General features: G+C 66.3%; 20 protein-coding genes. 12 read left to right on the plus strand and 8 right to left on the minus strand.

The annotated features are described in order from the left end of the window. Positions 1 to 43 precede the first annotated feature (43 nt). The 4 genes from EZM81_RS14905 to EZM81_RS14920 all read left to right on the plus strand — a co-directional run bounded on the left by EZM81_RS14905 (position 44) and on the right by EZM81_RS14920 (position 3,584). Entirely contained in the window at positions 44 to 1,135 is a 1,092-nt protein-coding gene (locus EZM81_RS14905; RefSeq protein ID WP_135448410.1) for a BMP family ABC transporter substrate-binding protein, read from the plus strand. Between the two features lie 104 nt (positions 1,136 to 1,239). Then, complete coding sequence (locus tag EZM81_RS14910) at positions 1,240 to 2,316, plus strand: FAD-binding oxidoreductase (protein ID WP_135448408.1); 1,077 nt, start codon at positions 1,240 to 1,242, stop codon at positions 2,314 to 2,316. A gap of 61 nt (positions 2,317 to 2,377) precedes the next feature. Beyond that, positions 2,378 to 2,728, plus strand: coding sequence for a carboxymuconolactone decarboxylase family protein (locus tag EZM81_RS14915; protein ID WP_136646259.1), 351 nt, complete (start codon positions 2,378 to 2,380; stop codon positions 2,726 to 2,728). A 67-nt stretch (positions 2,729 to 2,795) separates the two neighbouring features. Next, entirely contained in the window at positions 2,796 to 3,584 is a 789-nt protein-coding gene (locus tag EZM81_RS14920) for a GH25 family lysozyme (RefSeq protein ID WP_136646260.1), read from the plus strand. Here EZM81_RS14920 and EZM81_RS14925 read toward each other — a convergent pair. The 4 genes from EZM81_RS14925 to EZM81_RS14940 form a co-directional block, all read right to left on the minus strand. Next, positions 3,581 to 3,892 carry a hypothetical protein gene (locus EZM81_RS14925; protein ID WP_135448401.1) on the minus strand — a complete coding sequence of 104 codons (312 nt, stop codon included), beginning with the start codon at positions 3,890 to 3,892 and terminating at the stop codon, positions 3,581 to 3,583. The two genes, EZM81_RS14920 and EZM81_RS14925, sit on opposite strands and share 4 nt — an antisense overlap. A 58-nt stretch (positions 3,893 to 3,950) precedes the next feature. Next, on the minus strand, positions 3,951 to 4,268 hold the full coding sequence (locus tag EZM81_RS14930) for a hypothetical protein (protein ID WP_136646261.1): 318 nt from the start codon (positions 4,266 to 4,268) through the stop codon (positions 3,951 to 3,953). A gap of 110 nt (positions 4,269 to 4,378) precedes the next feature. Next, the gene (locus EZM81_RS14935; RefSeq protein ID WP_136646262.1) at positions 4,379 to 6,877 is read right to left on the minus strand and encodes an FAD-dependent oxidoreductase; all 2,499 of its coding nucleotides are present in this window, start codon (positions 6,875 to 6,877) and stop codon (positions 4,379 to 4,381) included. Positions 6,878 to 7,091: 214 nt separating this feature from the next. Beyond that, entirely contained in the window at positions 7,092 to 7,706 is a 615-nt protein-coding gene (locus EZM81_RS14940) for a TetR/AcrR family transcriptional regulator (protein ID WP_136646263.1), read from the minus strand. Between the two features lie 102 nt (positions 7,707 to 7,808). Here EZM81_RS14940 and EZM81_RS14945 point away from each other — a divergent pair, with 102 nt between their 5' ends. The 7 genes from EZM81_RS14945 (at position 7,809) to speB (ending at position 14,007) form a co-directional block, all read left to right on the plus strand. Further along, a complete protein-coding gene (locus EZM81_RS14945) occupies positions 7,809 to 8,855 on the plus strand; it encodes an extracellular solute-binding protein (protein WP_205909955.1) in 1,047 nt (348 codons plus the stop codon). Beyond that, complete coding sequence (locus tag EZM81_RS14950) at positions 8,852 to 9,706, plus strand: ABC transporter permease (RefSeq protein ID WP_240783950.1); 855 nt, start codon at positions 8,852 to 8,854, stop codon at positions 9,704 to 9,706. The genes EZM81_RS14945 and EZM81_RS14950 overlap by 4 nt, the downstream gene beginning before the upstream one ends. 190 nt (positions 9,707 to 9,896) lie before the next feature. Next, positions 9,897 to 10,664 carry an ABC transporter permease gene (locus EZM81_RS14955; RefSeq protein ID WP_135448391.1) on the plus strand — a complete coding sequence of 256 codons (768 nt, stop codon included), beginning with the start codon at positions 9,897 to 9,899 and terminating at the stop codon, positions 10,662 to 10,664. Then, positions 10,661 to 11,659, plus strand: a complete 999-nt coding sequence (locus tag EZM81_RS18785; protein WP_136646264.1) for an ABC transporter ATP-binding protein — start codon at positions 10,661 to 10,663, stop codon at positions 11,657 to 11,659. Before EZM81_RS14955 ends, EZM81_RS18785 begins: the two co-directional genes overlap by 4 nt. Beyond that, positions 11,656 to 12,381: an MBL fold metallo-hydrolase gene (locus tag EZM81_RS14965; protein WP_136646265.1), complete on the plus strand. Its 726-nt coding sequence runs from the start codon at positions 11,656 to 11,658 to the stop codon at positions 12,379 to 12,381. The genes EZM81_RS18785 and EZM81_RS14965 overlap by 4 nt, the downstream gene beginning before the upstream one ends. Then, a complete protein-coding gene (locus EZM81_RS14970; protein WP_136646266.1) occupies positions 12,378 to 13,025 on the plus strand; it encodes a phosphoribosyltransferase in 648 nt (215 codons plus the stop codon). The genes EZM81_RS14965 and EZM81_RS14970 overlap by 4 nt, the downstream gene beginning before the upstream one ends. A gap of 7 nt (positions 13,026 to 13,032) precedes the next feature. After that, positions 13,033 to 14,007, plus strand: a complete 975-nt coding sequence (speB, locus tag EZM81_RS14975; protein WP_136646267.1) for an agmatinase — start codon at positions 13,033 to 13,035, stop codon at positions 14,005 to 14,007. A gap of 150 nt (positions 14,008 to 14,157) precedes the next feature. Here speB and EZM81_RS14980 read toward each other — a convergent pair whose 3' ends face one another. The 4 genes from EZM81_RS14980 to EZM81_RS14995 all read right to left on the minus strand — a co-directional run bounded on the left by EZM81_RS14980 (position 14,158) and on the right by EZM81_RS14995 (position 17,236). Continuing rightward, positions 14,158 to 15,111 carry a hypothetical protein gene (locus EZM81_RS14980; protein ID WP_136646268.1) on the minus strand — a complete coding sequence of 318 codons (954 nt, stop codon included), beginning with the start codon at positions 15,109 to 15,111 and terminating at the stop codon, positions 14,158 to 14,160. Positions 15,112 to 15,196: 85 nt separating this feature from the next. Continuing rightward, on the minus strand, positions 15,197 to 15,979 hold the full coding sequence (locus EZM81_RS14985; protein WP_135448473.1) for a metal ABC transporter permease: 783 nt from the start codon (positions 15,977 to 15,979) through the stop codon (positions 15,197 to 15,199). Then, the gene (locus EZM81_RS14990) at positions 15,972 to 16,736 is read right to left on the minus strand and encodes a metal ABC transporter ATP-binding protein (protein WP_136646269.1); all 765 of its coding nucleotides are present in this window, start codon (positions 16,734 to 16,736) and stop codon (positions 15,972 to 15,974) included. The genes EZM81_RS14985 and EZM81_RS14990 overlap by 8 nt, the downstream gene beginning before the upstream one ends. Next, complete coding sequence (locus tag EZM81_RS14995) at positions 16,733 to 17,236, minus strand: transcriptional repressor (protein WP_136646270.1); 504 nt, start codon at positions 17,234 to 17,236, stop codon at positions 16,733 to 16,735. The genes EZM81_RS14990 and EZM81_RS14995 overlap by 4 nt, the downstream gene beginning before the upstream one ends. Before the next feature lie 65 nt (positions 17,237 to 17,301). Here EZM81_RS14995 and EZM81_RS15000 point away from each other — a divergent pair, with 65 nt between their 5' ends. After that, positions 17,302 to 18,222, plus strand: coding sequence for a zinc ABC transporter substrate-binding protein (locus EZM81_RS15000; RefSeq protein WP_136646271.1), 921 nt, complete (start codon positions 17,302 to 17,304; stop codon positions 18,220 to 18,222). The last annotated feature ends 215 nt before the right edge of the window (positions 18,223 to 18,437 follow it).

Raw genomic sequence — 18,437 nt, forward strand, 5'->3', positions numbered from 1 at the left:
TCCGGGGGCGCATGGGCCCCCGCACAACGGGGAGAACGGAAGGATGAAACGCAGAAACCTGCTTGCAACGGCCGCGCTGGGCCTTGGGCTTGCGCTGGGCGGCGGCGCCTTCGCTCAAGGGATGGACAAGGTGAAGGCCTGCTTCGTCTATGTCGGCCCGATCGGTGATGGCGGCTGGACCTTCCAGCACCATCAGGGCGCCCTGGCCGTTCAGGAAGCCTATGGCGACAAGGTGGAAATCGCCTGGCAGGAAAACGTGCCCGAAGGCGCCGATGCCGAACGTGTGCTGACACAGATGGCGCTGTCGGGGTGCAACATCATCTTCACCACCTCGTTCGGCTACATGGACGCGACCAATGCCGTCGCAGCCAAGTTCCCCGACATCAAGTTCGAACATGCCACCGGCTACAAGCGCGAGCATCCGAACGTCTCGACCTACAACGCGCGATTCTACGAAGGGCGCGCCGTGCAGGGCCATATCGCGGGGAAGATGACGAAGTCGAACAAGATCGGCTACATCGCCTCGTTCCCGATCCCCGAGGTGATCATGGGGATCAACAGCTACTATCTGCATGCGAAGAAGGCGAACCCGAACGTCGAGCTTTCGGTCGTCTGGGCCTTCACCTGGTTCGACCCGGCCAAGGAGGCCGACGCCGCCAAGGCGCTGATCGACCAGGGCGTTGACGTGATCGCCAGCCACACCGATTCGACCGCTCCGCTGGCCGAGGCCGCCAAGACCAACGGCGCGGTGATCGGGTTCGGTCAGGCCAGCGACATGGCGGAATACAAGGACGGGCCCCGCGTCAGCTCGATCATCGACAACTGGGCGCCCTACTACGTCAAGCGCGTCGGCCAGCTGATGGATGGCACCTACGAACAGATCGACGCCTGGGAAGGAATCGCCGGCGGCGAGGTCGAGATCGGCGAGATCACCGACAAGGTTCCGGCCGAGGTGAAGGCCGAGGCCGAGGCGATGCGCGACGCCATCGCTGCTGGCACCTATCACCCGTTCACCGGGCCGATCAACAAGCAGGACGGTTCGCCCTGGCTGGCCGAGGGCGAGACCGCGCCTGACGGCGACCTTCTGGGGATGAGCTTCTACGTCGAAGGGATCGTCGGCGACATTCCCAAGTGATACCGTTCGGACCGGGGGTTTCACACCCCCGGACCCCCGTGGGATATTTGTGAACGGAAGAAGGGCATGGTCTCGCCATGCCCTTTCTTGTGGAGAGGTGGATCATGGACGCGGATTTTCTGATCGTCGGCGGAGGGATCGCCGGCATCTCGGCGGCGGCGCGGCTGTCGGAAATGGGCTCGGTCATCGTGCTGGAGGGCGAGGATGCGCTGGCGCATCATGCCTCGGGCAGGTCGGCCGCGCTGTATGAGCCGCGTTACGGGGCGCCGGCGGTGGTGGCCCTGTCGATGGCATCCGAGGCGCATTTCCGCAGCCTGCCGGGGGTGCTGTCGCCGCGCGGGCTGCTGCTGGTGGCCAAGGCCGAGGCGCGCGAGGCCTACGAGCAGGATCTTGCCGCGATGGAGTTCGACCGGATCAGCGTCGAGGAGGCCCGCGCGATCGTGCCGATCCTCAACCCTGATACGGTGGCGTTGGCGGGGTATGCCGCCCATGCAGAGGATGTGGATACCGACCTTCTGTTGCAGGGCTTCGCGCGCGAGGCGAAGGGGCGGGGCGCGCGGATCCTGACCAGGGCGCGCGTGACTGCGATCACGAAACAGGGCACCGGCTGGCGCGTTGACAGTGCAGCAGGCAGCTTCACCGCGCGGATGATCGTGAACGCCGCCGGGGCCTGGGTGGACGAGGTCGCGAAACTGGCCGGGGTTCGGCCGCTGGGCTTTGCCCCCTTCCGCCGGTCGATGGCACGCATCCCCGCGCCCGGCGGGCAGGACATCAGCCGCTGGCCGATGATCTTCGGGCCGGGCGAGGACTGGTATGCCAAGCCCGATGCTGGCGCCCTGATCGTCAGTCCGGCCGAGGAGGATCTGATGGAGCCGCACGACGCCTGGGCCGATGACATGGTCCTTGCCGAGGGGCTGGCGCGGTATGAGGAGATGGTGACCGAACCGGTGACACGGCTGATTTCCAGCTGGGCAGGCTTGCGCACCTTTGCGCCCGACCGGGTGCTGGTGATCGGCCCGGATGCACGCGAGCCCGGCTTCTTCTGGCTGGCCGGGCAGGGGGGCTATGGTTTCCAGACCTGCCCGGCGGCCAGCCGTCTGGCGGCCGACCTGATCGGCGGCCGTACCCCGGAGATCGGGAACGATCTGGTGGCGGCGTTGTCTGCGGCGCGCTTCGGTTGACCTGCGTCAAGGCACGGACCGGGCGGGCCGTGCGATCCGGGGCCCAGGAATGGAGGCCCCGATGCCGGAAACGACCTATCACGAGAAGATCACCGGGATGCGCCGTGAATTGCGGGCGCTGAATGCGCTGGTGCCGGAAACGGCCAAGGGCTTCGGCGCCCTTTCGAAAGCGGTCAAGGACAATGGCCCGCTGAGCGCGAAGGAAAAGGAATACATCGCGCTTGGCATGTCCGTCGTCCTGCGCTGCGAGCCCTGCATCAACTTTCACGTCGAGGCGCTGATGAAGGCCGGAGCCACCCGCGAGGAACTGGGCGATGTCCTGGCCATGGCGGTCCAGATGGGCGGCGGGCCGGGGCTGATGTATGCCGGCCACGCCTTGGCCTGCTGGGACGAATTGGCCGCCAGGGGCTGAGGGGACTTTCCGCCACACCGGGAAATTCGGGGGTGACAGGGCCGGCGTAGCTTGGCAGCATCAGGGGATGATCCGCCTTCTGCACGTCGCCCTTGCCCTGACCCTGTCGGCCTGCGTCGGCACGCAGCGGGACCGTGCCCCGGACCCGCAGGACACGGTCACGGTCACGTCGTCGAACTTTTCGGATGAGAGGCCGGTGGCCTGGCCCGACCGGTCGCCCGATCGCTATCCGGTGCATGGAATCGACATCTCGCGCTATCAGACCAGCATCGACTGGCCCACGGCCCGGGCAAACGGGGTGAACTTCGCCTTCATTAAGGCGACCGAGGGCGGCGACATGCTGGATCCGATGTTCCATGCCCATTGGCAGGGCGCCGGCGCTGCCGGGGTGAAACGCGGGGCCTATCACTTCTTCTACCACTGCCGCCCGGCAGAGGAGCAGGCGCGCTGGTTCATCCGGCATGTCCCGCGCACGCCCGGCGCGCTGCCGCCCGTTCTGGACATGGAATGGACGCCCTTCAGCCCGACCTGCACCATCCGGCGCGACGGGGCGACCATCCGTGAAGAGGCGCGCATCTTCCTGGATCTTGTGGAACGGCACTATGGCCAGCGCCCCCTGATCTACACCACAGTCGATTTCTTCAACGACAGCCAGTTGTGGCGCATGGAGGGGGAAGAGTTCTGGCTGCGATCGGTCGCCGATCATCCGCATGGTGTCTATGACGGCCGGGCCTGGCGGTTCTGGCAATATACCTCGACCGGGGTGGTGCCCGGGATTGCCGGGCAGGTCGACATCAACGTCTTCGGCGGCACGAAACAGGCCTGGGCCGACTGGCTGCGCGCGCGCCGGCTTTAACCCCGCCGGTCGCGCCAGCGGCGCAGCCAGCGTTTCACGTTGTATCGGCCACGGATGACAAGCGCCGAAATCGGACCACGCAGATGCGGCAGGTCCACGGCCAGCAACAGCAGCCCCGCAGGCAGCATCCACAGGCCGAAGACCGGCAGGAACCACAGCAAGCCGCCGAAGGTGAACAGGATCGCCAGCGGAAATCGGACCGGGAACCAGCTGCCCCGCCTGAGCCGCGACATCGGCACACGCAGGGGCGGGATCAACCGCTCCAGCGCGTCGAACTGCCGGTGAAATCTGCGCTCGCGCCGTGTCATGGTTCTGGGTCCGGGGGGATGGATCGCACGATGGTGCGACAGGGATGCAACAGGCGGATCACGGTTTGCCGCGGCCGGCTCGCCAGTGGCGCCGCCAGCGACGGAACCGGCGCCGGGCCCGGATGATCGCGGCCGAGATCGGCTCGCGCAGAACCGGCAGATCGACGGCCAGGAGCAGCAGACCCAGCGGCAGCATCCACAGGCCGAGGAAGGGCAGAAACGACAGAAGACTGCCGGCAATCAGCAGCAAGGCCAGTGGAAAGCGCACGGGGAACCAGCTGTCGCGCCGCAGACGGGACATGGGTTCCCGCAACGGCGGGATCAGACGTGCCAGCACATCGAACTGTCTTTGGAACCTGCGCTCGCGTCGGGTCATCCGTCCACTCCCGGCACCACGAAATGGAGATGCCGGGGCCAGGGTTCAAGCCGGGCGGCGAAGACTTGCCGATGGCCGCAATCCGCACGGATTGCGGCGCTGCAATCCCCTTAGCCGTCCACGCGGATGCGCGCGTTGGCCGGGTCGTAGGGGCTGTCTTCGGTCACCACTGCGTCCCATTCCTTCAGCTGGATCTTCACCTTCAGCTTCTGGCCGGGGGTGGCCAGGTCGGGGTGGACATAGCCCATGCCGATCTGCTTGCCGAAGGCGACCGACCAGCCGCCCGAGGTCAGGCGACCGACCTTGACCCCGTCGTGGAAGATCGCCTCCTTGCCCCAGGGATCGGTGTCCTCCGGGCCGTCGATCAGAAGCGTCACGCATTTGAAGCGGATGCCGGTCTCCAGCATCTTCGCCTTGCCGCGGAAGTCCTTCGACAGGTCCACGAACCGGTCGAGCCCACCTTCCAGCGGGGTGGCGTCGCGGCCAAGTTCGGACCCGAAGGCGCGATAGCTCTTTTCCTGCCGCAGCCAGTTCTGCGCCCGGGCGCCGACGCCCTTCAGCCCGTGCTTTTCGCCCACCGACCAGAGCAGATCCCAGAGATAGCGGCCGAATTCGATCGGATGGTGCAGTTCCCAGCCGAGTTCCCCGGTATAGGCCACGCGGACGGCGCGGACCGGGCACATGCCGAGTTCGATGTCGCGGTAGGAAAGCCAGGGGAAGCGCTTGTTGCCCAGCACCGTGTCGGGATCGGCGTCCTTGACGATTTCCTTCAAAAGCGCGCGGGAGTTGGGGCCGGCCAGGGCAAAGACGCCCCATTGCGTGGTCACGTCGTGGATGTCGATGTGCCCGCCGCCCTGCGCCATCCAGTCCTCGGCCGATTTCAGCAGGAAATCCGCGTCATAGGCCGTCCAGGCCCCGGCGGAGATCAGGTAGTATTCGTCCTGTTTCAGCCGGACGATGGTGTATTCGGTGCGCGTCGTGCCGTGGTCGGTCAGCGCGTAGGTCAGGTTGATCCGGCCCACGTTCGGCAGCTTGTTGCAGGTGAAGTGGTCGAGGAAGGCCGTGGCGCCCGGGCCGCGCACCAGATGCTTGGTGAAGGCCGAGGCGTCGATGATGCCGACCGCATTGCGGATCGCCTTCGCCTCTTCCACCGCATAGGGCCACCAGGTGCCGCGGCGGAAGCTGCGCCCGTCGTGGTCGAAGGTCTCGGGCGCGTCCTTGGGCCCATAGTAGTTGGGCCGTTCCCAGCCGTTCACCTGGCCGAACTGGGCGCCCATCTCCTTCTGCCGGTCATAGGCCGGGGCGGTGCGCAGGGGGCGGCAGGCTTCGCGTTCCTCGTCCGGGTGGTGCAGGATGAAGACGTGGGCATAGCATTCCTCGTTCTTGCGCGAAGCGTATTCCGTGGTCATCCATGACCCGTAGCGCTTGGGGTCGAGGGAGGCCATGTCGATTTCCGCCTCGCCCTCCGTCATCAGCTGGGCGAGATAATAGCCCGTGCCGCCCGCGGCGGTAATGCCGAAGCTGAAGCCTTCGGCCAGCCACATGTTGCGCAGTCCGGGGGCCGGGCCGACCAGCGGGTTGCCGTCGGGGGTATAGCAGATCGGGCCGTTGTAATCGTCCTTCAGTCCCACGGTTTCCGAAGACGGGATCCGGTGGATGAAGGACATGTATTCCTGCTCGATCCGTTCCAGGTCGAGCGGGAAGAGATCGGCGCGGAAGCTGTCGGGGACGCCGTACTGGAAGCGCGCGGGGGCGCCCTTTTCGTAGGGGCCAAGGATCCAGCCGCCGCGTTCCTCGCGCACATACCACTTGGCGTCGGCGTCGCGCAGGACCGGATGCTGGGGATTGGACTTGCGCCATTCGACAAGGGCCGGGTCGGGCTCGGTTACGATATACTGGTGTTCGACCGGGATCGCGGGGATCTTGATCCCGAGCAGCCGCGCGGTGCGCTGGGCATGGTTGCCGGTGGCGGTGACGACATGTTCGGCGCGGATCTCGAAGCGGTCGTCGGTCGGGATCAGCATCCCGCCCTTGTCTTCCAGCCGCGTGCAGGAGACGATCCATTCGCTGCCGGTCCAGCGGTAGCCATCGACCTGGATCTTGCGTTCGATCGTGGCACCCAACTGGCGCGCGCCCTTGGCCATGGCCTGCGTCACGTCGGCCGGGTTGATGTAGCCGTCCTGCGGGTGGTAGAGCGCGCCGACCAGATCCTCTGTCCTCACCAGCGGCCAGCGGTCCTTGATCTCTTTCGGCGTCAGGAATTCGTGATAGACCCCGGCGGTTTCAGCGACCGACGAATACAGCATGTATTCGTCCATCCGCGCCTGGGTCTGGGCCATGCGCAGGTTGCCGACGACATAGAAGCCGGGGTTCAGCCCGGTCTCGGCCTCAAGCCCCTTGTAGAAATCCACCGAATACTTGTGGATGTGGGTCGTAGCGTAGGACATGTTGAACAAAGGCAGCAGCCCGGCGGCATGCCAGGTGGAGCCCGCGGTCAGCTCGTCGCGTTCGACCAGCATGGTGTCCCAGCCGGCCTTGGCGAGGTGATAGGCGATCCCGGTGCCGACTGCGCCGCCGCCGACGACAAGGGCTTTGACATGGGTTTTCATTGGACGGACTCCCCAGAAGGTTTGCCCCTATCTGCCAGAGCGACGGGATTCCGGGCAAGTCCACCCGACCTTTGGCGTCAGAAAACGACATGGGGGCGGATTGCGACCTTTGCCCGCGCGACGAACGCGACGAAAGTGAAGGGCCGGGCCGCCCATGCCGTCGCCCTTCCCGCCAGCTGCGCGGGATGTGCGCAAGACCGGATGGCGGCCGGCGCTACCGTCGCATCAGCATGGCAAGAGCTGCAGTCTGGGCCGCGCTTGACCGGTGCAGGTCGGAAAGTGCCATCTCGTCCTGCTTGACGAATTCCATGAACAGCTGGTTCAGGCTACTGAAGATGATCTGCCCCATGGCCTGAACATCGAAATCCTCTCTTGCCAGGCCGCGCTGACGCAGCGCCGCGATCAGGGCGCAGACCTGCCCGGCCAGCAGACCGTCAAGCGCCGTATAGCGCTGCGAAAAGGGCGTGCCGGGCGCCCCGATCGACAGGGCCATGGCCGTGCGCCACATCGCCTTTGACAAGTAGTGCAGCGAATGGTTGTAATAGATGCGGATCAGCGCATCCAGCGCCTGCGCGATGTCGGGCGGCGGATCGGCGACAACGCTTTCTCCGGCTTCGACCACCTCTTCCACCTCCATCGAGACGATGGCCAGCAGGATGTCGCCCTTTGTCGAGAAGTAGTTGTAGCAGGTGCCGGACGATACCTCTGCCGCTGCCGCTATGTCCTCGATCCTGACGGCGTCATAGCCCTGCGCACGGAACAGCGTCGATGCCGCCTCGAGGATCCGGCGCGTGCGGTCAGCCTTCTGTCTTTCGCGCAGTCCGGTCATGTAACGTCCAGGATGCCCATAATTTGATGTTGACTTCAAAATTGAACGAACTCACTTCTTTTCTCAAGTGCCCGCGAGAGGCCCCCAGACATGGAGATGACAATGGCCCGCAATCTTCCCGCCACCTGCCTTGCCCTGCTTATGACCGCCACGCCCGGCCTGGCGCAGGAACTGAACGCGCTTGTGTGGTGTGACCACACCGACCCGGCCCTGATCAGGCCTTTCGAGGAAAAGTTCGGCGTCAAGGTAAACCTGAAGGAATACGAAGGCACCGCGGCGGGCCTTGCGATCCTGGAGCAGTCGCGCCCCGGCGACTGGGATGTGCTGGTGATCGACGCTGTCGACGTGAAGCGCGCGGTCGAGGCCGGGCATCTGGCCGAACTTCCCGCTGACCAGTTGCCGACGGCCGATTTCTTCCCCGAGCTGGTCATGGCCGAAAACAACGTGGTGGACGGCAAGACCTACGCGGTCACCGAGAAGTTCGGCTACAACACCATCTCCTACGACAAGTCGAAGGTCGATCCGGCCGACATGGAAGACATGGCAAGCCTGACTTCGGGCAAGTATGACGGGCGGATAGCGATCTACGACTATTATCTGCCGGTGCTGGGCCTGGTGGCGCTTGGCCAGGGGGTGAATACGGCCGATATCACTGCCGATACACTTGCCACGCTGCGCGAACCGCTGATGGCTTTGCGCAAGGCGTCGAAGCAGGTGTCCGAGGTGGTTGCGGCGCAGACGGCGCTTGCCACCGGAGAGGTCGATATCGTCGTGGGTGGCGGCGAATGGTTGACGGCTGTGCTGGCCTCGGAAAATCCGAACCTCGACTGGACGATCCCGAAACAGGGTGCGCTGCGCTGGGCGCAGTCGATCGGGGTGGTGGCGGGCTCGTCCCAGCCCGACCTCGCGCTGGAATTCGTGAAATACATCGTGTCGCCCGAAGGCCAGGCGGCGCTGGCGACCAGTTCGTGCTATTGGGGCATGCCGGCGAATGCCAAGGCCGGCGACCTGCTGGACGATGAGGCAAAGGCGATCCTGCGCTGGGACCGGCAGCCGGAATACCTGTCGCGTGCCCAGCTTTACCCGATCCCCGATGCCGCGCTTGACACCGCGATGCAGGATCTTTGGACAGAGATGCTGAACCAGTGAGCCTCGCCGCCCGTGACCGCCGCCTTGCCTGGGGCCTTCTGGCCCCGGCGCTGCTCTGGACGGCGGCCTTCTTCATCCTGCCGTTCCTCGGGATGGTTGCCCTTTCCTTCGCGCACATGGAAGGGCGGCAGATCGTGCACGGCTTTGATGCAGGCAACTATGTCCGCATCTTCACCGACTGGACGATGCTCAAGGCGCTGATCAACAGCCTCGAGATCACGGCGGTCGTGACGGTGATATCCATCGTTCTCGCCTATCCGCTTGCGGCAATCATCGCCTTCCGGGTGCCGGTCCGTTGGCAGAGACTGGCGCTTCTGCTGGCAGTCCTGCCGTTCTGGACCTCCTACGTCGTGCGGTCCTATTCCTGGCTTCTGGTGCTGGGGCAGAACGGGGTGGTGAATCAGACCTTGCTGGGCCTGGGGCTGATTGCAGAGCCATTGCAGATCGCATCAACCCGGGCCGCCACGGTGATCGGCTTCGTGCATTTCTTCGTCATGCTGCTGACGCTGACCATCTATGCGAACCTGATCCAGCTGTCGCCCAACTATGCCCGTGCCGCGCAGGACCTGGGGGCCGGTCGCTGGCAGACCTTTGCCCATGTCATCCTGCCGCTGACCCTGCCGGGGGTGGTGACCGGTGCCTTCCTGACCTTCGTGCTGTGCATCGGCGACTACATCACCCCGCAGATCCTGGGGGGTAACGCGGAACTGACCCTGCCGCAGCTGATCATGCTGCAACTGGGCCGCAGCGGGAACTTCCCGCTGGCTTCGGCCCTGTCCGTCATCCTGATGGCGGTGGTGACACTGGCCTATGTCACGAGCAGCCGCTGGTTGCGGCTGGACCGGGTATGATGGGCCATCCTGTCCATTCCCTCAACCCCATCCCCTCCCCACGCGGTGGAGGGGAGCCACATGTCTTTCCGGCCCTCCGCCCGCTGCCCGACACCACTGGTCTGTCAAGCTGTTGCTGTCCGCGCCTCCCCTCCACCTTCGTGGGGAGGGGATGGGGTTGGGGGGCACCCGGTCGGATGGGAGGATCGTGATGCGCCATCTCGCCTGGGCCTATCTCGCCGCGGCCTATGTGTTCGTGTTCCTGCCCGTCGTGGTGCTGGTCGTGTTCAGTTTTCAGGACGGTCGCCTGCCGGTTCCGCCGTTCCGGGGCGTTACGCTCGACTGGTATGCCAAGGTTCTTGCCGATGGCAAACTTATGGCCGCGCTGTGGAACTCGCTGGTGGTCGCGGTTGTCTCTTCGACAGTCGCCCTGATCCTCGGCTTCCTTGCCGCCCACGCGCTGGCCCGCGTCCGGTTGCCGGGTTCGGCCCTGATGCGCGGTGTCCTGATCGCGCCGCTGACCGTCAGCTATCTGATCATCGCGCTGGGCCTTCTGAACCTGTATACCCAGACCGGCATCCGTCTGTCACTCTGGACGGCCGGGATCGGCCATGTCGTCATCAACCTTCCGCTGTGCTTTGCCATCACCTACGCCGCGATGGGCGACCACCAGAAGGCCGCCGAACGCGCGGCCCGCGACCTTGGCGCGCCGGAATGGAAGGTGCTGCTGCTGATCTCTGCCCCCATGCTCTCTGCCCCCCTGGCCGCGGCCTTCTTCCTGTCGGTCACCTTCAGCTGGGACGAATTCATCATCGCCTTCCTCCTGACCCGCTTCGATGTCACCCTGCCGGTCGAGATCTGGTCGATGCTGCGATCCGGCCTTTCGCCGGCCACCAATGCCGTGGGCTCACTGGTGTTCCTCGTCTCGGTGACGCTGGTGATCCTTCTCGAACTGCTTGTCTTCAGAAGGGCCAAATGACCGCTTCCGTCTCGATCCAGTCCGTGTCGCAACGCTATGGCGCGGCGCTTGCCCTGAACGATGTCAGCCTGGAGATCGCGGCAGGCGAGTTCGTCGTGCTGCTGGGGCCGTCCGGCTGCGGCAAGACCACGCTTCTGAACATAATTGGCGGCTTTGCCGAGCCGACCTCGGGTCGCGTCCTGATCGGCGGGCGCGACATGACGGGCGCGGCGCCGAAGGACCGGCCCACGACGACCGTGTTCCAGGACTATGCGCTGTTTCCGCACATGAGCCTGCGCGACAACGTGGCCTTTGGTCTGCGCATGCGCGGCGTGCCCCGCGCTGATCGGGCGCGGAAGGCCGACGCCATGCTGGCGCTGGTCGGGCTAGAGGGGCGCGGCGATCGACGCCCGCATGAACTGTCGGGCGGGCAGCGGCAGCGTGTGGCACTTGCCCGTGCGCTGGCGGTGGAGCCGGACGTGCTGCTTCTGGACGAGCCGCTGGGTGCGCTGGACCTGAAGTTGCGCCGCCAGATGCAGGACGAGCTGAAGGCGATCCAGCGTCGGGTCGGGACGACCTTTGTCCATGTCACCCATGACCAGGAAGAGGCCATGGCCATCGCCGACCGGATCGTTGTGATGAACGGCGGTCGGATCGAGGATCACGGCCCCCCGCGCGAGGTCTATCTGCATCCGAAAACCCTGTTCACCGCCGGCTTCATGGGGGAAATCAACCGGATTCCCGTTCGTAACGGCCGCGCACCCTTTGGGCCCGTTCCTGTGGCCGACGGCATCCTGTGCATCCGACCCGAGGCGATGACCCCAACGGGTTCGCTGCATGTCGGGCCCTGCACGGTGCGGGACGCCGCCTTCTTCGGCACTCACGTCCGCGCCCATGTCAGCCCGCTTGCTGCGCCGGACTTGCGGCTGGTGGTACATCTGCCGCAATCTCAAATTGTCGAGGAGGGCAGGGTGCTCGACCTTGGCGCCGATAGTCATGTGGTGCTGACGGAATGAGGGCGAGGCCGGAAGACTGGTGGCGCGTGCGGTCGGTGGGTGATGGCGTCACCCATATCGACGAACCCCACATCCGCGAATTCTATCGCTGCAACGTCTGGCACGTTCGGGGCCGCGACAGCGACATGCTGGTTGACAGCGGCATGGGCGTGGTCAGCTTGCGCGACCAGGTCCCGCTGGTCACCGAACGCCCGCTTCAGGCAGTGGCCAGCCATACGCATTTCGACCATGTCGGCCTGCACCACGAATTTCCCTGCCGGCTGTGCCACGCCGCCGAGGCCCATCTTCTGCGTGCCCCCACACGGGAGAACACCTTGGCCGACAAGTATGTGACCGACGACATCTTCACGGCACTGCCGCCCGAACCCTACCGGTCGGAAACCTACACGGTTCAGGCCGCGCCGGTGAGCCGCATCCTGTGGGATGGTGACGTGATCGACCTGGGCGACCGGCAGTTCGAGGTGATCCACACCCCCGGCCATTCCCCCGGCGGGATTGCCTTGTGGGAGGCGGCGACGGGCATCCTGTTCTCGGGCGACATCGTCTATGACGGCGAGCTGATCGAGGGCACGAGCGACCTTGAACGCTGGCAGTACATCACCTCGATGGAGCGCCTTCTGCGTCTGCCGGTGCGCGTGGTGCATGGCGGACATTTCCCCAGCTATTCCGGCGAACGGCACCAAGAGATCATCACCGCCTGGCTGAAGGAAAAGGGACGATGACTGCCTTCGCCGACCGCCGCGCCGCAGGCCGCGCACTGGCCGAACGGCTGGCGCCCCTGGCCGGAACGGATGTGGTCGTCCTAGCCCTGCCGCGCGGTGGCCTGCCCGTCGCCGACGAGGTCGCCCGGGCGCTTGGGGCGCCGCTTGACCTCGTGCTGGTGCGCAAGATCGGCATGCCGGGCAACCCGGAACTGGCGCTGGGCGCGATTGCCGGGCCTGGCGGGCAGACGATGGTGCTGAACGAAGAACTGGTCGCAGCCTTCGGCATTGACCGCGACACGATCGAGGCGCAGGCCGCCCCGCAGCGGGTGGAACTGGAACGGCGGCGCAAGCTTTGGGGCGGGCGGCTCGCCCCCGGCGCGCTGAGGGGCAAGACCGTGGTGCTGGTCGATGACGGCATCGCAACCGGCGCCACGATGCGCGCGGCCATTGCGGCGGTCCGGGCGGACAAGCCCGCACAGGTGATCGTCGCCGCGCCAGTCGCGCCGCCCGATGTGGTTGCGGCGATGGAAACGCTGGCCGATCAGGTGGTGTGCCTGTACATGCCACGCGAATTCACCGCGGTCGGTCTGCACTATGCAAGCTTCCCGCAGCTTGATGATGAAGAGGTGCGCCGGATTCTGGCCGCTGCACCCAGGACGTGAGGACAGGATGACCCGCTTCAACCAACCCCTTGGCGGCAACGAGATGCCGCGCTTCGGCGGCCCGGCAACGATGATGCGCCTGCCAGCCGCGACCAGCGCGGAAGGGCTGGATGTGGCCTTCATCGGCGTGCCCATGGATCATGGCACATCGAACCGCCCCGGCACGCGGCTTGGCCCCCGTCAGATCCGCGACGAATCCCGCATGCTGCGCCCCTACAACATGGCCACCGGCGCGGCCCCCTTCGATCATCTGCAAGTCGCCGATCTGGGCGATGTGGCCATCAACACCTTCGATCTGAAGAAATCGGTCGACATCATCACTGCCCATTACCGCGGGGTCCTTTCGCACGGCGCCATCCCGCTGACGCTGGGCGGGGACCACACGCTGACCTGGCCGATCCTGCGCGCGATGAAGGAACGTCACGGCCCCGTCGCGCTGATCCACATCGATGCCCACGCCGACATCAACGAAACCATGTTCGGCGAAACCGTGGCCCACGGCTGCCCCTTCCGCCGCGCATGGGAGGACGGCTGCCTTCTGAACGACAAGGTGTTCCAGATCGGCCTGCGCGGCACCGGCTACGCGCCAGAGGATTTCGACTGGGCGCGCGGTCAGGGCTGGACAGTGGTGCAGGCCGAGGAATGTTGGCACAAATCCCTCACCCCCCTGATGCAGATCGTGCGGGAAAGGATCGGTGATGCGCCGGTCTACATTTCCTATGACATCGACAGCCTCGATTCCGCCTTCGCCCCAGGCACCGGTACGGTGGAACCGGGCGGGCTGACCACCTGGCAGGCGCTGGAGATCATCCGGGGCTGCGCTGGGCTGAACATTGTCGGCGGCGATCTGGTCGAGGTCTCGCCGCCATACGATCCCAGTGGCAACACCGCGCTGATCGGGGCGAACATCCTGTATGAAATGCTCTGTGTGCTGCCAGGGGTGCCGCAGAACCCGTCGCGCTTTTCAGGGCTGACCTTCTAGCTCTGCGGCCCGCATCTGCCGTGGGCCGCCAAGGTGAAACGCCGCCTTCCTTGCGGGGCGGCGGCTTCGGCGCATGACGACGTGATCGAAGATCGGGGGGCGGACCCGCGGGCGTGTCAGGCCGCCCCGGCAGGATGCCGTCTGCGCCCGCTAGTCGCCCGAGGCGACGCTGCACCGCTTGATGCCGCCCGCGCCCTTGGTGCAGTCGGCAGCAAAGCCTTCTGTCGGTTTGGCGGCCGGTTTCCTGACTGACCCGGCCCTTGCGGCATCTGCCTCGCGCAGGCTGCGGGCCAGCATCACCGCTTCCTCCGACCGCCGGGCGCGGTCGGCCTCGTAGGCTTCGCGTTCGTTGGCCTTCATCGCCGAGACCAGCAGGATCACCGGCACCTCCCCCAGCCCCTCCACCTTGTCGACGACCGCGGCATTCATCGCCTGCACATGCAGCGTTTCGAAGAAGGGGATCAGCTCCTTGTCCTTCATGCGCTTGGTCGCAAGTACCCGGATCTGGATCTGTCCGCCGACATTGGCCGAGAAGTAGCGGGCCCGGATTCCCTCGCCCGGGAATTCCTCGGCGATATCAAGGCCGCGAACCGTCATGAACGGGCGGCCGCGACGCTCTGCCGCTTCGATGCGCAGGCGGAACCTTTCTTCGGCGGCATCGGGATCGGTGAAGATCCGGTCGGGGTAGCGGATCGCCTGGATCACGACCCGGCGATCACCGCGCTCGTAGGTGCGGATCACGACCTCGGCGCCGTTCACGGCCTTCGTGCTGCCGACGGCGGCAACCTGATCGCGCGCCTTCCTGTCGACCTTCGCCCCCTTCTTCGGAAGGAAGTCGGCCAGATCCTCGGTGGCGGCGGCGCGGACGGTCCAGCCGTCGGGCGCAGCCGGCAGCATCTGTTCCAGCGAGCGCGACATGCCGGCGACCCCGGCGAGGGCCGTTGCGTTGCCGATGCGATCGGTGACCGTTTCCAGATATGCCGCAAGGGTCAACGCCTGGTCGCCCCGGGCCGCCGCGGCATTGCGGGCATTGTTGTAGTCGATGAACAACAGCCCCCCGCCGCCCACCGCCACGAACAGCAGAAAACCCAACAGCCGAAGCACCGGACATCCCCTTGCATCACCTTCGTCCGGGCCTAACCGGGAAATGCGGCAGGCTTCGGGCAGTCGGGGGGAAAATTTCTGCCGGTCAGGCCCGGCGGACCAGGGCCCCGACCGCAAACAGCCCTGTCGCCATCACCACGATCGATGGCCCGGTCGGTGTGTCCTGCCACAGCGAAAGCCCCAGGCCACCCAGCCCGGCGATTGCGCCGATCAGGACGGCAAGGCCCGCCATCGCCTCGGGCGTGCGGGCCAGGCTGCGGGCGGCGGCGGCAGGGATGATCAGCATGGCCGCGATCAGCAACGCGCCGACGATCTTCAGCGCGACGGCCACGACCAGGGCCAGCGCCACGACCAGGACCAGACGCTCTCGGTCGGGGCGCAGGCCGGCGGCATGGGCGAGGTCTTCGGAAAGCGTGCTGGTCAGAAGCGCCGACCAGCGCCAGACCAGCAGGGCCAGCACCGCCAGCGACCCCAGCCAGACGAGGCCCAGTTCCGCCTTGCTGACCGCCAGGATGTCGCCGAACAGGTAGGCCGACAGATCGGTACGCACCGTAGGAAAGAAGCTGACCGCAACCAGACCGAAGGCCAGCGCCGAATGCGCAAGCACGCCGAGCGTCGTGTCCATCGCCCAGCCTCGCGCCGAAAGCCCCGCCACTGTGACCGCCATCGCCAGCGCCACAACCAGCGTACCCAGCCCGATGGGCAGGTCGATCGCCAGGGCCAGAGCCACGCCCAGCACGGCGGCATGGGCGGTCGCGTCGCCGAAATAGGCCATCCGCCGCCACACGACGAAGGCGCCCAGCGGGCCGGTCGCCAGCGACAGACCCACCGCAGCAAGCCCTGCCCGAACCAGGAAATCGTCAAGCATGGTGATGGCCGTGGTCGTGGGGGTGATGGTGGTGGCCGTCCTCGGGCCGGTGTTCGTGATCGTGTTCGTGGCGATAGAGCGCAAGCGCCCCCTGTGTGCCCAACCCGAACAGTGCCCGGTATTCCGGCGCGGTGGACACGACGCGCGGCGCACCTTCGCAGCAGATATGGCCGTTCAGGCAGATTACGCGGTCGCTGGCAGCCATCACCACATGCAGGTCATGGCTGACCATCAGCACCGCGGCACCAGTCTCGCGGCGGACCTGCTCGATCAGCCGGTAGAAGGCGGCTTCGCCCGGCTGGTCCAGACCCTGCGTGGGTTCGTCCAGCATCAGGACCTGTGGCTTGCCCAGCAGGGCACGGGCCAGAAGCACCCGTTGCAACTGCCCGCCTGACAGCGCGATCATCTGGTCCTGTCCATGCCCGGCCATGCCCACGCGCACCAGGGCGGCATCTGCCTCGGCATCCGTCACCCGCACCGGCAGCGACAGGAAACGGCGCACGGTGATCGGCATGGTCCGGTCGATGGTCAGCCGTTGCGGCACATAGCCCACGCGCAGCCCAGCCTGCCGAAGGATGCGCCCCTCGGCCACCGGAACAATACCCAGAAGCGCCCGCAAAAGCGTGGACTTGCCCGACCCGTTTGGCCCGAGAATCGTCACGATCTCGCCCGGAGAGATCTGGAGGCTGACATCATGCAGCACCTCGTCCTCGCCAAAGCGGACACAGATACGATCTGCGGCGATCAGGCTGCTCATGCTGCGGCACTCCGGCAGGCTGGGCAGAGGCCCAGTGCCTCGATGGTGGACATTTCGACGACAAAGCCCTGTTCGTCGGCCGCCGCGTCCAGTGCGGTGCGGATCGCGCCGGCGGCGGCCTCGGCCACGGTCGAACAGCTGCGGCAGATCAGGAAGGCGGGCGAATGCGCCTTGCCGATATGGGTGCAGGCGGTAAAGGCGTTCAGCCGCTGGATGCGGTGGGCAAGCCCATGTGCGACAAGGAATTCCAGCGCGCGATAGGCGACGGGGGGCTGGTTGCCGAAGCCTTCCCCAGCCAGCCGGTTCAGCACGTCATAGGCGCCCAGCGCACGGTGGTCTTCGAGCAGGATCTCAAGCGCCCGGCGGCGCACGGGCGTCAGCCGCGCTCCGGCCGCCGTGGTGATCGCCTCGGCCCGGGCCAGCGCATCGCGCGAACAATGGCCGTGGTCATGGGCCGCAAAGGCGTGAAGGGGGTCGGCGGGTTTCCGGGCAAGGGCCATGATCGGGGTTGACCTGTTATAATATAACATACATAGAGGCGGCCAGACGAAGTGAAAGGCCCGACATGCGTTATATCATGACATTCGCCTTGGCCAGCGCCCCGGCCCTTGCCGAAGTGCCGTCGGTGGTGACCGACATACCACCCGTTCATGCTCTGGTGGCCCAGGTCATGGGCGAGCTCGGGCAGCCTGAGCTTCTTCTGGCGCGTGGCGCGGATGAACACGATTTCCAGTTGCGCCCCAGTCAGGCGGCGTCGGTGGCGGGCGCCGATCTGGTGGTGTGGATCGGGCCGGAGCTGACACCGTGGCTGGACAGTGCCCTGATGACCCGGCCCGAGGGCGCGGCGGTTCTGGGCCTGCTTGACGCGCCGGGCACCTTTGCCCGCGCATACGGCGATCCGGCTGGGGGACATGATCATGGGCATGACCACGATCACGATGATCACGGCCATGCCCATGACGGCATCGACCCGCATGCCTGGCTGGATCCCGCCAACGGGCGGCACTGGCTGGGCCTTATCGCGGAGGACCTGTCGCGGCTGGACCCCGGCAACGCCGCGACCTATGCCGCGAATGCGTCGGCCGCGGCAGAGCAGATCGTCGCGCTGGATGCCGAGGTTGCCGCGATCCTCGCGCCGGTGAAGGACCGCCCCATCGTGACCTTTCACGCGGCATACGACTATTTTGCCGATCATTACGGGCTTGCCCTGGCTGGCAGCATTGCGCTGGGTGACGCGGCCTCGCCAGGGGCGCAGCGGCTGAAGCAGTTGCGCGCCACACTGGAGGCGGGCGGCGCGCTGTGCATCTTCCCCGAGGCGCAGCATGACCCCGCGCTGGTGACGCAGATGGCCGAGGGGACGGGCGTGCGTGTGGGGGGGGCGCTCGATCCCGTGGGTTCGACCCTGGAGCCGGGGCCGGATGCCTATGCCGCCCTGTTGCGCGGCATGGCCGAAACCATCGCCGACTGCCTGTCCGAAGGATCCTGATCCGGCCGCAGCCCGTGACAGGACCCTGCGCCGCGCGTTGTGTCGGGGTTGTCACGGCCAGGGCGGACCGCGTGCCGATCAACCGCGGCATCGTGGGCGGGGACTTGCGCCGGGGTATGCTGATGGCGGCGCGGGAACCGGGCCAGAACCGCATCCTGCCTGCCAGTCACCTGCGGACCCATGAAGTTCTGGCCCGGGCGGAACGTCCCTTCGTG

Source organism: Tabrizicola sp. YIM 78059 (assembly GCF_004959785.1).
Classification (GTDB): Bacteria; Pseudomonadota; Alphaproteobacteria; order Rhodobacterales; family Rhodobacteraceae; genus Tabrizicola; species Tabrizicola caldifontis.